Origin of the sequence: Curtobacterium sp. USHLN213 (genome assembly GCF_037144815.1) — a bacterium.
In the GTDB taxonomy this organism is placed as follows: domain Bacteria; phylum Actinomycetota; class Actinomycetes; order Actinomycetales; family Microbacteriaceae; genus Curtobacterium.
Genome location: NZ_JBBCYQ010000001.1, coordinates 171,183 through 186,132, shown reverse-complemented (window position 1 = coordinate 186,132; position 14,950 = coordinate 171,183). Strand labels below are relative to the sequence as shown.

Annotated in this window: 11 protein-coding genes; 10 read left to right on the top strand and 1 reads right to left on the bottom strand. The window is 70.5% G+C overall.

The window, feature by feature from the left end; genetic code table 11:
* Positions 1-14: 14 nt before the first annotated feature.
* From WFH25_RS00835 to WFH25_RS00800, 8 genes are all read left to right on the top strand, one after another.
* On the top strand, positions 15-1,694 hold the full coding sequence (locus tag WFH25_RS00835; RefSeq protein WP_336696517.1) for a DUF885 domain-containing protein: 1,680 nt from the start codon (positions 15-17) through the stop codon (positions 1,692-1,694).
* Between the two features lie 189 nt (positions 1,695-1,883).
* Positions 1,884-3,353, top strand: coding sequence for a 30S ribosomal protein S1 (gene rpsA / locus WFH25_RS00830; protein WP_070416219.1), 1,470 nt, complete (start codon positions 1,884-1,886; stop codon positions 3,351-3,353).
* Between the two features lie 150 nt (positions 3,354-3,503).
* A complete protein-coding gene (locus tag WFH25_RS00825; RefSeq protein ID WP_336696516.1) occupies positions 3,504-4,601 on the top strand; it encodes an acyltransferase family protein in 1,098 nt (365 codons plus the stop codon).
* Between the two features lie 42 nt (positions 4,602-4,643).
* Positions 4,644-5,774, top strand: coding sequence for an acyltransferase family protein (locus WFH25_RS00820; protein WP_336696515.1), 1,131 nt, complete (start codon positions 4,644-4,646; stop codon positions 5,772-5,774).
* Positions 5,775-5,783: 9 nt separating this feature from the next.
* A complete protein-coding gene (gene coaE, locus WFH25_RS00815) occupies positions 5,784-6,386 on the top strand; it encodes a dephospho-CoA kinase (protein ID WP_336696513.1) in 603 nt (200 codons plus the stop codon).
* Positions 6,383-7,414, top strand: a complete 1,032-nt coding sequence (locus WFH25_RS00810; protein WP_336696512.1) for a BPSS1187 family protein — start codon at positions 6,383-6,385, stop codon at positions 7,412-7,414. Before coaE ends, WFH25_RS00810 begins: the two co-directional genes overlap by 4 nt.
* Positions 7,415-7,436: 22 nt before the next feature.
* On the top strand, positions 7,437-8,933 hold the full coding sequence (locus tag WFH25_RS00805) for a class I adenylate-forming enzyme family protein (protein WP_336696511.1): 1,497 nt from the start codon (positions 7,437-7,439) through the stop codon (positions 8,931-8,933).
* Complete coding sequence (locus WFH25_RS00800; protein ID WP_336696510.1) at positions 8,930-10,282, top strand: acyltransferase; 1,353 nt, start codon at positions 8,930-8,932, stop codon at positions 10,280-10,282. The genes WFH25_RS00805 and WFH25_RS00800 overlap by 4 nt, the downstream gene beginning before the upstream one ends.
* A gap of 161 nt (positions 10,283-10,443) precedes the next feature.
* On the opposite strand, the gene WFH25_RS00795 is transcribed toward WFH25_RS00800, so the two are convergent.
* A complete protein-coding gene (locus tag WFH25_RS00795; RefSeq protein ID WP_229084952.1) occupies positions 10,444-11,772 on the bottom strand; it encodes an MFS transporter in 1,329 nt (442 codons plus the stop codon).
* 170 nt (positions 11,773-11,942) lie between these two features.
* Between WFH25_RS00795 and uvrB the strand changes: the two genes are divergently transcribed.
* A complete protein-coding gene (gene uvrB / locus WFH25_RS00790) occupies positions 11,943-14,015 on the top strand; it encodes an excinuclease ABC subunit UvrB (protein ID WP_070419051.1) in 2,073 nt (690 codons plus the stop codon).
* Positions 14,005-14,940, top strand: a complete 936-nt coding sequence (locus WFH25_RS00785) for an SDR family NAD(P)-dependent oxidoreductase (RefSeq protein ID WP_336696509.1) — start codon at positions 14,005-14,007, stop codon at positions 14,938-14,940. Before uvrB ends, WFH25_RS00785 begins: the two co-directional genes overlap by 11 nt.
* Positions 14,941-14,950: the final 10 nt, after the last annotated feature.

Genomic DNA, 14,950 nt, shown 5'->3' with positions numbered 1-14,950 from the left:
ATAGGGTCGTGAGCATGACCGATGACCGTCCTGTCCGCCAGCCCTCCGCCGTCGACCGCGTCGCCGAGGACTGGGTGTCCACCCTCGTCGACCTCGACCCGACCGTCGCCACGTACATCGGCGTCCCGGGGCGGACGGGGGAGTACGGCGACACGTCGCCCGCCGGTGCGGCGGCCATGGCGGACGCGGCGCGCGCCGCGAAGCGTGCGCTGGACGCCGTCGACGCGGTGGACGCCGTCGACGAGGTGACGAAGACCGACCTCGGTGCCGAGCTCGACCTCGTCCAGGAGTCCTTCGACCGCAAGCTCCACCTCCGCGACCTCAACGTCATCGCCAGCCCGGCGCAGTCCGTGCGCGACGTCCTCGACCTCATGCCGACCGCGACCGAGTCCGACTGGCAGGACATCGCGAGTCGGCTGCACGCGCTCCCCGACGCGATCGAGGGCATCCGCGAGACCCTGCTCGAGGGAACGCGCGAGGACGTCACGCCCGCTCGTCGCCAGGTCGCGCTCATCGCCGAGCAGGCCACCCGCACCGGTGCGGCGGACGGCGTCTTCCGGCAGCTGGTCGACGGCGCCGCGTTCGACGACGGTGGTCCGGTGCCCGAGCCGCTCCGGGCCGAGCTCGCCCGCGGGGCCGAGGTCGCCGCTGCTGCGTACCGGTCGTTCGGGCAGTTCCTCGAGCACGAGCTGATGCCGCTCGCGACGCCGGTCGACGCCGTCGGGCGCGATGCGTACGAGCTGCACTCCCGGCGGTTCCTCGGTGCGGTCGTCGACCTCGACGAGACGTACCAGTGGGGGATCGAGGAACTCGCGCGGATGCGTGACGAGCAGGAGCGCATCGCCGACCGCATCGAGTCCGGTGCGAGCGTCGCCCGGGCGATCGAGGTCCTCGACGCCGACCCGGCGCGGGTGCTGCACGGCACCGACGCCCTGCAGCGGTGGATGCAGGAGACGAGCGACGAGTCGATCCGGGCGATGGACGGCAAGTACTTCGACATCGCCGACCCGATCAAGCGCCTCGAGTGCCGGATCGCCCCCACACAAGAGGGCGGGATCTACTACACCGGCCCGTCCGACGACTTCTCGCGCGCCGGCCGCATGTGGTGGTCCGTGCCGCAGGGCGTCACCGAGTTCGGCACCTGGCGCGAGAAGACGACGGTCTACCACGAGGGTGTCCCCGGCCACCACCTCCAGATCAGCCAGGGCGTCTACAACCGCGGCGAGCTGAACACCTGGCGTCGGCAGCTGTCCGGGTCCTCGGGGCACGTCGAGGGCTGGGCGCTCTACGCCGAGCGCCTCATGGAGCAGCTCGGCTTCCTCGACGACGACGGGGACCGGCTCGGCATGCTCGACGGGCAGCGCATGCGTGCTGCCCGGGTGGTGCTCGACATCGGCGTCCACCTGCAGAAGACGAACCCCGACGGTGGCGCCTGGACGTGGGAGTACGCCCTCGACTTCATGCGCCAGAACGTGAACATGTCCGACGAGTTCGTCCAGTTCGAGGTGGCGCGCTACTTCGGCTGGCCCGGGCAGGCGCCGTCGTACAAGGTCGGTCAGCGCGTCTGGGAGTCCATCCGCGACGAGGTGGCCGCCCGCGAGGGTGCGTCGTTCGACCTCAAGGCGTTCCACCACCGGGCCCTCGCGCTCGGCAGCATCGGTCTGGACACGCTCCGCAGCGCCCTGCTCGGCTGATCGATCGGGGCCGACACGATCCGACACGCCCGGTTGTGGGCGCTCGCTCGCTGCGGTTAGACTTGTGCGGCGCAATCCGCGCTCACCAAACACATCGCCAGGACGGCTCGAACCGGCATCCGGTTCGGACCAGGGGGTCGCTCCCTCGCCGTCTCGGCCCGACTCATGTCCGTTCGGAGCAATCTCTACATGACAACCACCACGACCAAGGCTCCCAAGCAGGTCGCCATCAACGACATCGGCTCGGCTGATGACTTCCTGGCCGAGGTCGAGAAGACCCTGAAGTTCTTCAACGACGGAGACCTCATCTCCGGCACCGTCGTGAAGATCGACCGCGACGAGGTCCTCCTCGACGTCGGTTACAAGACCGAGGGTGTCATCCCCTCGCGCGAACTCTCCATCAAGCACGACGTCGACCCCAACGAGGTCGTCGAGGTCGGCGACGAGGTCGAGGCCCTGGTTCTCCAGAAGGAGGACAAGGAAGGTCGCCTCATCCTGTCGAAGAAGCGTGCGCAGTACGAGCGCGCCTGGGGCGACGTCGAGAAGATCAAGGAGTCCGACGGCGTCGTGACCGGTACGGTCATCGAGGTCGTCAAGGGCGGTCTGATCGTCGACATCGGCCTCCGCGGCTTCCTCCCGGCGTCGCTCATCGAGCTGCGTCGCGTCCGCGACCTCACGCCGTACCTCGGTCAGGAGCTCGAGGCGAAGATCCTCGAACTCGACAAGAACCGGAACAACGTCGTCCTCTCGCGCCGCGCGCTGCTCGAGCAGACGCAGTCCGAGTCCCGGACCACGTTCCTCAACAACCTCCACAAGGGCCAGGTCCGCAAGGGCATCGTGTCGTCGATCGTCAACTTCGGTGCGTTCGTCGACCTCGGCGGCGTCGACGGTCTCGTCCACGTCTCCGAGCTCAGCTGGAAGCACATCGAGCACGCCAGCGAGGTCGTCGAGGTCGGTCAGGAAGTCACCGTCGAGATCCTCGAGGTGGACCTGGACCGCGAGCGCGTGTCGCTCTCGCTCAAGGCCACGCAGGAAGACCCGTGGCAGGTCTTCGCCCGCACCCACGCGATCGGCCAGATCGCACCGGGCAAGGTCACGAAGCTCGTGCCGTTCGGTGCCTTCGTCCGCGTTGCCGACGGCATCGAGGGCCTCGTGCACATCTCGGAGCTCTCGAACAAGCACGTCGAGCTCGCCGAGCAGGTCGTCTCGGTCAACGACGAGGTCTTCGTCAAGATCATCGACATCGACCTCGACCGTCGTCGCATCTCGCTCAGCCTCAAGCAGGCGAACGAGGGCGTGGACCCGGAAGGCTCCGAGTTCGACCCGGCGCTCTACGGCATGCCGACCGAGTACGACGACAAGGGCGACTACAAGTACCCGGACGGCTTCGACCCGGAGACGAACGAGTGGCTCGAGGGCTTCGACACCCAGCGCGAGGAGTGGGAGCGTCAGTACGCTGCCGCCCAGTCGCGTTGGGAAGCCCACAAGGCGCAGGTCGCGAAGACCATCGCCGACGAGGCGCAGGGTGGCTTCGACCTCCCGGCGACCGCTTCGTCGTCGTCGTCCTCGACGTTCGCGACCGAGTCGAACGGTCAGGGCACCCTGGCCGACGACGCTTCGCTCGCAGCGCTCCGCGAGAAGCTCAGCTCGACCAACTGATCGAGCGGCGCAGCCGTACCGGAAGCCCGGCATCCCTGAGAAGGGGTGCCGGGCTTCCGGCCGTTCCGGACCATCGTCGTACCTTTGGTATATTGTATTCTGTACATTGACGGGTTGTGCCATGCGCACAGACGGTGACGGGGGCGCGACGTGCGTGCATCGACGAGCAGCAAGCCGCGCGTCCACTTCCTCTCGCCACTTCGCATCGTCATGTTCCTGACGGTGGTCTGGAACCACGCCGAGGCGTTCGCCCGAGTGCGCACGGCCGATGACCCGTTCGCCGAGGTCGTCCTCTCCCTCTCGCCGGAGGGGCGCTTCCTGTTCATCACCATCACCGCGTTCCTGATCGCGCGGTCGGCGTCATCGTCGTCGGCGGTCAAGCGTGTGATCGTCATCGCGTGGCCGTTCCTGGTCTGGTCTGTGCTGTACACCGGCGTCGAGGTCGTGGCGAACGGTCCCGGTGTGGGTGGGGTCGGTAGCGTCGTGCTGTCGATCCTGACCGGCTCGGCGGCGCCACACCTGTACTTCGTGATCGTCACGATCCAGTTGACGCTCCTGGCGCCACTCATCCAGTTCCTCGCACGCCTGGGGCGACGCGCGCAGGCCGTGCTCGTCGTGCTCGCCGCTGTGGCGCAGCTCGCTGTCGTCGCACTCGATCTGGTGATTGCGCCGACGGGTTTCCCGGTGGGCTGGCTCTGCGTCGCGTACCCGCTCTGGGTGATCGGCGGCGCGGTCCTCGCGGCCAACCTCGAGCTGGCGACGACGTGGTTCCGCGCGCACGTCGTGCACCTGATCGTGGGGCTCGCGGTGTTCGGTGCCGGGTACATCGGCATCGCGACCTCGACGGAGGATCCAGGGGCCTTCGGCACCGACCTCCTGCTCCGCGAGCTCCGGTCCGTGTGGAACGTGCTCTTCGGTCTCGCCGTCGTCGCGACGTGCATGCAGCTGGTCGCGTCGACCGGGCGATGGTCCGAGATGGCGAAGCGTGCTGGCGAACGCATGCAGGATCTCGGGTACGGTCTCTTCCTCGCACACGAGCTGTTCCTGCACGGGCTGGCCACCGCGCTCGCTCCGGTCTCCGGACCCGTGCCGTTCGCCCTGCTCACCCTCGTGCTCTCGGTCGGTGTGGTCGTCGCGACGCTCGGGTTCGTGGTCGCCGTCCGGCGGACGCCGTTGAGCTGGAGCCTGACCGGTCGGCCGATGCAACGGCGCGTGACCCGGGTGCCGGCGTTCGTCACCCGTGCATGAAGACTGCTCGCAGGAGCGCGCGCCGTCATGTATAACGGTGGAATGCCACGTGTGAAACAGCAGTCTGCTCGCCTCGCCTTCCTGAACGCAGCGCGAGCGATCATGTTCGCCTGCATCGTGTTCGACCACACGGGCGAAGCAGTCTCCGACGTCGTCCCGCCCGGCACGCTGCAGTCCGCCCTGCTCGCTCTGGCCCCGAACGGCCGCTACCTCTTCGTGACGATCGCCGTCGTCCTCATCGCTCGGTCGGTGTCGTCCTCCTCGCTCTCGCGCCGGTTGGTGGTGATCCTGACGCCGTTCGTCGCGTGGTCGGTCATCACGGTCGGTGTCGACGCGGTCGTCGGTGCGCTGCCGGACGAATCGGTCGGGGAGCTGCTCTGGCGCCTCGCCTCGGGCAGCGCCGCACCGCACCTCTACTTCGTCCTGGTCACGGTGCAGCTGACGATCGGTGCGCCGATCATCCGTGCGCTCGCCCGGACGCCGGGACGGTTCGTGTTGCCGCTCCTCCTCGCCGCGGTGCTCGCGCAGATCGCGACGGTCGTGCCCGAGCACCACGGCGGTCTCGGGCGGACGCTGCTCTACAAGACGGTCCTCGGGTACCCGCTCTACATCGTCGGCGCCGCCGTGCTCGCACCGAGGATCGCGCTGGCCCGTCGGTGGGCGGTGCGCGCCCTCCCACTCGTCGGCCTGGCTGCCGGGGTCGTCGGCATCGGCTTCGCCGTGGCCGCGTTCCAGTCGAGGTCCGGTGCGCTGTCGGGCGGCGCCGAGCTCGTCCCGCTGGTCCTCCGTCAGGTGTGGGTGATCACGGTGTCGCTGCTGTCGCTGTGCGTCTGCGTGGTGGCCACCCGCACGAACCCGACCTCCGGCGTCGTCGCCCGGATCGGGCGGTCGATGCAGGACCTCGGGTTCGGGTTGTACCTCGCGCACGCCCTCGTCCTCCGTGCGGTCGTCGAACTCACCGCGGGCGTGCTCCCGGCGGTGGGCCTCGAGCTCGGCATCGTCGTGGGGTGGACGGCCACGGTCGTCGTGACCGTCCTGCTCGTCAGTGCGCTCCGGTGGACGCCGCTCAGTTGGGTGCTGACCGGACGACCACGGAAGCGTCGGCGCCCGCAGCACCGTCTCGACCCGGTGCCGAGCACGGTCGTCGGGGGTCTCGCCGGTGCGGGTCGGTAGCCTGTCGGTGTGCGCATCATCGGTCTCACGGGCGGCATCTCCGCGGGCAAGTCCACCGTCTCCGGACGTTGGGCCGAGCACGGTGCGGTCGTGGTGGACGCCGACCGGCTGGCGCGCGACGCCGTCGCTCCCGGCAGCCCGGGCCTCGCGCAGGTCGCCGAGCGGTTCGGCCCCGGCGTCATCGCCCCCGACGGTTCGCTCGACCGGCCGGCACTCGGCGCGATCGTGTTCGCCGACGCCGCGGCGCGGAAGGACCTCGAGGGGATCACCCACCCCGAGGTCTGGCGTCTCGCCCAGGCGGCGTTCGACGCAGCCGAGGCAGCGGACCCGGACGCCGTCGTGGTCTACGACGTGCCGCTCCTCGCCGAAGCCCGGGGGAGCCGGCCGCTGCGGTTCGACGCGGTCGTGGTGGTCGATGCTCCCGCTGCCCAGCGGATCGAACGGCTCGTGGAGCACCGCGGCATGCCCCGCGACGAAGCCGAGCGCCGCGTCGCCGCCCAGGCGAGCGACGCCGACCGACTGGCGCTGGCCGACCACGTGGTCGACGCCACCGGCACCCTCGCCGACACGATCCGATCCGCCGACGAGGTCTGGGAGCGCATCGGCCGATGAAGCACCGGGTGCTCCTGGTCCTCGCGGCCGTCCTCCTCGTGGCGATCGGCGCCGCGTCGCTCGTCGCGGCGAACGTCCTCGGTGGCGATCGGGTGGCGGAGCACGGCCGGGTGTCCGCAGCCGACCGACCGCGCGGCGACGAGCACGGTCCGGTGGGGGAGTTCCACCGCTTCCGCCTCGGCACGATCAACGGGCAGCGCCTCGAGCCGAACCGTGACGACTTCGCGGCACGCACCGACTCCGGCGGCCCGCTGCTGCTGTTCCTGCCGGCGACCCGAGCCCGGCCCGCCGACTACCAGCTGTTCCTGTCCGCGGCGCTGCGCGACGGGTACCACGTGCTCGGGCTCGACTACTGGAACCTCGGCAAGACGCTGTCGGGGACGTGCGAGGCGGATCCGCACTGCTACGGGCAGGTGCAGCGGAACCGGTTCGACGGCACCCGGCCGTCACGGTTCAGCTCGGTGCAGCCGGCCGGCTCGATCGTCTCGCGGTTCCGCGACGCGATCGCCTACCTCGACGACCACGACCCGGACGGCGGGTGGGGACGGTTCGTCCAGGGCGACTCGGACATCGCCTGGCACGACATCGTGGTGGCCGGGCACTCGCAGGGCGGTGGAGAAGCTGCGTACATCGCGCACATCCGGCCGGTGCAGGGCGCGCTGATGTTCTCCTCGCCCGTCGAGTCGTTGGGCAGCGAGCACGCGGCCTGGATGGACCGCCCGGGGCGGACACCGGTCGCCCGGATGTACGCGATCGACGACGTGCGCGACGTCTTCGGCCCCCGGATCCGCGGCTCCTGGAAGGTGCTCGGGCTCGACGGTCCCGACGGGCCGTTCCGGACCGACACCGCGCCGCCCGGACCCGACGAGGACCCGCACGCGATCCTCACCGACATCGCGGTGGGGTCGCCGGCCGAGTCGCACTCGCGCACGATCAAGGACACGACCCCGATCGGCCGCGACGGGCTCCCGCGGATGGAGGCGCTCTGGCAGTGGCTGCTCCACCGCTTCCCCTCGGACCGGTCATAGGATCCCGCAATACTCTGAGTCCGTGCAGCAAGCAGGCGAACGACCCGACCTGCGCTCGACCATCCGTGCCCGCGCGGCGCAGGACGGGGAGCGCAGCTACCTCGAGGACGCGCGCAGTGACCGCGTCCTGACCTACCGTGCGCTCGAGGACGCGGTGTCGGCGTGGTCGTCGACCTTCGACGCGATCGGGGTCGCGCCGTCCGGGGCGGTCCTGGTCGACCTCGCCGACCCGCTCTCGTTCGCGGTCGTGCACCTCGCCGCCCTCGCGACCGGTCGGCGGGCGATCCCCGTCGACACCGGACAGCCGACCTCGGAACCCGGCCGTCTCGCCGACCTGATCGGCGGCGCCTCGCTCGTGGTGTCGGACCGCGCCGTGGACGCGACCGTCCCCGGGGCGCCGGCGAGCGGGATCGACGCGGCCACGTTCCTCCCGGCAGCCGTCCGCGACGGCGACCTGCCGTCGGAGAACCCGGACGCCCCCGGCGAGGGGTCCGTCGTGCTCTTCACCTCCGGCTCCACCGGCACCCCGAAGGGCGTCGAGCTGCCCGAGTCGCAGCTGCTGTTCGTGGCCCGGGCCGTGGCGCAGCACAACCGCCTCGCGCCGGAGGACCGCGGGTTCAACTCCCTCCCGCTCTTCCACGTGAACGCCGAGGTCGTCGGGTTGCTCGCGACCCTCGTGGCCGGCGGGACCCTCGTGCTCGACCGGCGGTTCCGTCGCACCGGCTTCTGGGAGCTGCTCGCCGAGCGCCGGATCACCTGGCTGAACGCGGTCCCGGCGATCCTCGCGGTCCTCGCGAAGACCGGTCCGCTCGACTTCCCCGAGGGGCTCCGGTTCGTCCGCAGCGCCTCCGCTCCGCTGCCCGATCCGGTGCGGCAGGCGCTCGGCGACATCCCGCTCGTCGTCAGCTGGGGGATGACCGAGGGGGCATCGCAGATCACCGCCACGCCGCTCGGTGCACCCGCACGCGTCGGGACCGTCGGCGTACCGGTCGGGTCCGAGGTGCAGGTCCGGGGCGAGGACGGCACGGTGCTGCCCACCGACGAGGTCGGTGCCCTCTGGATCCGCGGCGAGGGCATCGTCCACCGCTACCTCTTCGGTCGCGCAGCCGAGCGGTTCGACGCGGACGGCTGGTTGAGCACGGGCGACGTCGGATCGGTCTCGGCGGACGGCTGGGTGTCGCTCGCCGGTCGCTCGGACGACGTCATCAACCGGGGCGGCGAGAAGGTGTACCCCTCCGAGGTGGAGGACGTGCTGCTCGGCGACGACCGCGTGCTCGAGGCCGTGGTCGTCGGGCGGCCGCACGAGGTCCTCGGCGCGGTGCCGATCGCCTACGTGATCCCGCAGCCGGACGAGGCCGTGGACGCCGAGGCCCTGGTCGCCGACCTCACCGCGCGGGCCGAGGCGCACCTCACACGGTTCCGCCGTCCGGTCGAGATCGTCGTCGTGCCCGACCTGCCGCGCGCGCCGACCGGCAAGGTGCAGCGGGCGAAGGTGCGGACGATGGCCGAACACCCGTGACCGACGCCGCCACGCCCACCGCCGACGCCGCCACGCCCACCGCCGGCGCTGCCGACCGTCGGGTGCAGACGCCGACCCGCACCGCCGAGGGGAAGCCGCGGCACCTTTACGAGGTCGACGTCCTCCGCATCCTGACCTTCGCCTGCGTCATCGGCGTGCACACCACCAGCCACACGGTCGCCGCCGACGACGTCCCGCTGAACGCCCTGCTCGGCCTGCTCCACTTCACCCGCCTGGTCTTCTTCTCGCTGACGGCCTTCGTGCTCGTCTACAGCTACACGCTCCGACCGCGGCCGATGGCCCAGTTCTGGCCGAAGCGCTTCCTGCTCGTCGGCGTGCCCTACCTGGCGTGGTCCCTCGTCTACGTGGCGTCGTCCTGGCTCCTCAGCGCCACTCGCCGGGGCGACGTGCCCGACCTCGTGCGCACCTACGCCGAGGGCATCGTCACCGGCGTCTCCTGGTACCACCTCTACTTCCTGCTCGTGACGATGCAGGTGTACCTGCTCCTGCCGGTCATCGCGTGGCTAGTGCGGAGGACGCGCGGCCACCACGTCGCGGTCCTCGCCGTGACGCTCGTGTTCCAGCTCGTGGTCTTCGCCGGGTACAAGTACTTCCCCGCCAGCGACGCGTGGATGCACGGCTACCAGAAGCAGTTCTTCTTCTCGTACGTGTTCTTCATCGTCTCCGGTGCGATCGCCGCCGACCACGCGGATGCCTTCCTCCGGTTCATCCGGGTGCACCGCCGCGCCGTCCTCTGGGGCTTCGCGGGCGTCGGCGCGCTCACCCTCGGCGTGTGGTGGCTGCAGGTCGGTCTCGGGCAGTCGCTCTACGCCGCCGGCACGCCCCTGCAGCCCGTCCAGGTGCTCTGGAGCAGCGCCGTGTTCGTCGGGTTCCTGGCGATCGGCGCGCGCTGGGCGGATCGGCGCCGGCCCGGGAGCGCGCTCGCCCGCGTCGTCGATTACGGCTCGGACCGGTCGTTCGGCATCTTCCTCAGCCACCCGTTCGCGATCTGGATCCTGCTGTACGGCGACAGCTGGCTCGAACGGGTCGTGCCCCAGCCCTGGCTCACGCTGGTCACCTACGTGCTCGTGCTCGTGCTGTCGGTGGCCGTGACGGAGCTGTTCCGGTGGACGCCGTTGAGCGTGCCGCTCACGGGGCGGCCGTCGTTGTCGTCGCGTGGGCAGCGGGCGGCGCGGGCGCGGAAGCGGGAGGCGGCTGCTCGGGGTGCGGGTGCTGGTGCCCTGCCGGTGGTCGCCCCGGAACCGCGGGTCGAGCCGGTCGAGCCGGTCGAGCCGGACGATGCGCTCGTGGGGGAGACGGACGACGTCGGGCCGCGGTCGACGCGCTGAGCGCGTCCGTCGATGGGGCGTCGCCCGCACCGCGTGGGGACTGGAGGCACGGGTCGGGCTGGCACCGCGCCTCCCGTCGTGCGCAGTGTCGGACGGGAGGCGCGGGTCGGCCTGGCACCGCGCCTCCCGTCCGCAGCGTGCAGCGGTCGTCGCGACGCGGATCAGCCGGCGTGCTGCTCGGCCTTCGGGACGCCGATCTCGAGGACGCCGTCCGTCATCGTGAGCCGCTTCGGCTTCATGAACCACGCGACCACGGCCGCAGCGGCGAGCAGCACGCAGGAGAGGGCGAAGGGCAGCTGCCAGCCGGAGGCGTCGATCAGCGCGCCGAACACGATCGGCGAGATCACGCCGGCGATGCCGAAGCCGGTGTTCATGAACCCCGACGCGGTGCCGGACCACTGCGGGGCGACGTCCATCGGGATGGCCCAGAGGTTGGCGTTGCAGAGCTCCAGGAAGAAGAACGAGAGGGCGAGCGAGATCGTCGCGACGACCAGGCCCTGCCCGATCACGAGGGGGACGAGACAGACGAGGGAGCCACCGAGGCCGATGACGAGGACGATCCTCCGGGCGTTCCGGCTGTCGCCGCCGCGGTGGATGATCCGGTCGCTGAGCATCCCGCCGACGGTGTCGCCGACGACACCGGCGAGGAGCACGAGCGTGGTGAAGAGGGCGAACTGGCTGATCGGCAGGCCGTAGGTGTCGCTGAGGAACGTCGGGATCCAGGTGAGGAACACCCAGAGCACCCAGCCGTACCCGAAGTCGACGAAGGTCACCGGGGAGATCTGCCGGGCCAGCGTGCGCCACGGGACGGGCGGCCGGGTGGCGCGGGTCTCGACGGGCGGGAGCTCGTCGAGCTCGACCTGCTGGATGCCGGCGGTGTCCTCGGGCTTGTCGCGGAACCAGACGAACCAGACGATCGCCCACGCGATCGACAGGACGGCCGTCGCGAAGAAGGCCCACCGCCAGCTGCCGGTCGCACCGATGACCCAGGCGACGAGGAGCGGTGCGAGGGCGTTGCCGAGACGCGCCGCGGAGTGCACGACGCCCTGTGCGAAGCCGTTGCGGTCGCGGGGGATCCAGCGGCTCATGGCCTGGGTGGCGGCGGGGAACGCGGCGGCCTCGCTCAGGCCGAGGAGCGCGCGGGCGGCGAAGAGCGTCCAGAAGCCGACCGAGAACCCGGTCCACAGGGTGGCGACACCCCAGATCACGGTGATGACGAACAGGGCCTTCCGGGGACCGAACTTCTCGGCGATCGTGCCGCCGAAGACCTGCAGCAGGGCGTAGGGGAGTGCGAAGGCGGAGACGATGAGCCCGGCGGTCGTCTCGTTGAAGCCGAAGTCCTCGGTGATGTGGGGGAGCGCCGTGGAGATGTTGGTGCGGTCGATGTACGAGATCGCGTACATGCAGCACAGCAGGATGAGCACTCGTCCGCGGATGCGTCCGCGGAACGGGGTGCCCTTCGTCGGTGCGGCGGGGGTCGCCGTCGTCATGGGGGCCTCTTCGGGGAGTGAGAGCGAGTCGGGTTGCTGAACGGATCGGAGGCTATGCCGGGTCCCTATCAGCGGTCTCGGAGCGTGCTTGGCGTGGACGATACGCCGAGGGCGAGCAGACGGCTCCGGTGTCAGGGGTGCCGACTACCGTGGTGGGCATGGCAGTGTCAATCGAGCCCACGCGCGCGGTCCGCCCGTTCGAGGTCATCAGCGAGTACTCGCCGAGCGGCGACCAGCCCGCGGCGATCGCCGAACTGGCCGGTCGCATCAACGCCGGTGAGACCGACGTCGTGCTGCTCGGTGCGACCGGTACGGGCAAGTCGGCGACGACGGCGTGGCTCATCGAACAGGTGCAGCGGCCGACGCTCGTGCTCGCGCACAACAAGACCCTGGCGGCCCAGCTCGCGAACGAGTTCCGGAGCCTGCTGCCGAACAACGCCGTCGAGTACTTCGTCTCGTACTACGACTACTACCAGCCCGAGGCCTACGTCCCGCAGACGGACACCTTCATCGAGAAGGACTCCTCGGTCAACGCCGAGGTCGAGCGGCTCCGGCACTCGACGACGAACTCGCTGCTCAGCCGGCGCGACGTCGTGGTGGTCTCGACGGTGTCCTGCATCTACGGACTGGGGACGCCGGAGCAGTACATGAACGCCTCGGTCGCGCTGCACGTCGGCCAGACCATCTCCCGCGACCAGCTCGTCCGCAAGTTCGTCGCGATGCAGTACCAGCGGAACGACGTCGACTTCGCACGAGGGACCTTCCGGGTCCGCGGCGACACACTCGAGATCATCCCGATGTACGAAGAGCACGCGATCCGCATCGAGATGTTCGGCGACGAGGTCGAGGCGCTGTCGTACCTGCACCCGCTCACCGGCAACGTGATCGAGGACATGCCCGCCGTGTCGATCTTCCCGGCGTCGCACTACGTCGCCGACACCGAGGTCATGCACCGGGCGATCGCCACGATCAAGGACGAACTCGCCGAGCGCCTGGCCGAGCTCGAGGGGCAGGGCAAGCTGCTCGAGGCCCAGCGGCTCCGGATGCGCACCACGTTCGACATCGAGATGATGGAGCAGATCGGCTTCTGCTCCGGCATCGAGAACTACTCGCGCCACATGGACGGCCGTGCCGCGGGGGAACCGCCGCACTGCCTGCTCGACTTCTTCCCGGACGACCTCCTCATCGTGATCGACGAGTCGCACGTCACCGTGCCCCAGATCGGCGCGATGTACGAAGGGGACGCCTCCCGCAAGCGCACGCTGGTCGAGCACGGGTTCCGGCTGCCGAGCGCCCTCGACAACCGACCGCTCACCTGGGAAGAGTTCCTCGAGCGCTCCGGCCAGAAGGTCTACCTGTCGGCGACCCCGGGCCGGTACGAACTCGGCGTGACCGACAGCGTCGTCGAGCAGATCATCCGCCCGACGGGCCTGGTCGACCCCGAGATCGTCGTGAAGCCGAGTGACGGCCAGATCGACGACCTGCTCGAGGAGATCAACCAGCGCGTCGAGAAGGACGAGCGCGTCCTCGTCACGACGTTGACCAAGCGCATGGCCGAGGAACTCACCGACTTCCTCGGCAACGCCGGCGTCCGGGTCCGGTACCTGCACTCCGACGTCGACACCCTCAAGCGCGTCGAGCTGCTGACCGAACTGCGCCAGGGCGTCTACGACGTGCTCGTCGGCATCAACCTCCTGCGCGAGGGGCTCGACCTGCCCGAGGTCTCCCTCGTGGCGATCCTCGACGCCGACAAGGAAGGCTTCCTGCGCTCGTCGACGTCGCTCATCCAGACGATCGGTCGTGCTGCCCGCAACGTGTCGGGCCAGGTGCTGATGTACGCCGACAAGATGACCGACTCGATGAAGACCGCGATCGAGGAGACGGACCGGCGCCGCGAGAAGCAGGTGGCGTACAACACCGAGCGCGGCATCGACCCGCAGCCATTACGCAAGAAGATCGCCGACATCACCGAGATCCTGGCGCGTGAGAACGACGACACGAAGGCGCTGCTCGAGGGTCGCCCCGGAGCGGACGGCCGACGCTCGCCGACGCCGAACCTCAAGCGCGGCGGGATCGCCGGCGAGGGGGCGATGCAGCTCGAAGCGACCATCGGCGACCTCAACGAGCAGATGCTGCAGGCGGCGGCCGAGCTGAAGTTCGAACTCGCCGCACGACTCCGCGACGAGGTGCAGGACCTCAAGAAGGCGCTCCGCCAGATGGAGTCGGCCGGCCATGTCAGCTGACGCCGGCGCGCTCGACGGGTCTCGTCGCACGGTCGTCGTCACCGGTGCGAGTGCCGGCCTCGGGTACTTCGCCGCGGAGCAGCTCGCCGCCGCCGGTCACCGCGTCGTCCTCGCGACCCGCAGCCGCGAGCGCGCTGCGGCGGCCGAGCGGAGCATCCGTCGCCATGTGGACGGCGCCGACCTCGCGCACGTGCACCTCGACCTCGCTGACCTCGACAGCGTGCGGGCAGCCGCCGACGAGCTCGCGGCGCTGCAGCCGGAGGGTGTCGACGCGATCGTGAACAACGCCGGCGTGGTGGGCGCGAGCACGATGCAGCGGACGGCCCAGGGCACCGAGCTGCAGGTGGGTACGAACCACCTCGGGCACTTCGCCTGGACGGCGCTGACGCTCCCACTGCTCGACCGCCGCGCGGGGCGCGTGGTGCACCTCGGGTCGATCGCACACCGGTGGGCACGGCTCGACCCGGCGGACCCGCTCGGCGCGAGCCACTACTCGAGCTACCGCCAGTACGGGCGGAGCAAGCTCGCGGTCATGCTCTTCGGCTTCGAGCTCGCCGAACGCCTCGCCGATGCCGGGTCACCGGTCTCCAGCGTCGTCGCGCATCCCGGGTTCTCGCTCGACCTGCTGTCACCCGAGCGTCCCGACGTCGCATCGTCCCGATCGGAGCCGGCGTGGACCCGTCCGGCGCAGCGGCTGTACGCCCAGGGCAAGGACGCCGGCGCCGACCCGCTCGTGCACGCGGCGATCGCCGACGGCGTCCGATCCGGCGAGTACTGGGGGCCGTCGGGCTGGATGCAGCTCCGGGGGCCGGCAGCGGTCGTCCGGGCCGAACCGCGGGCCCACGACCGGGCCGAGGCCGCCCGGCTCTGGGTGGCGAGCGAGCGTGCCGCCGGGGTCGCGTTCGCTCTCGACGCACTCGTCTGACCGTCCATCG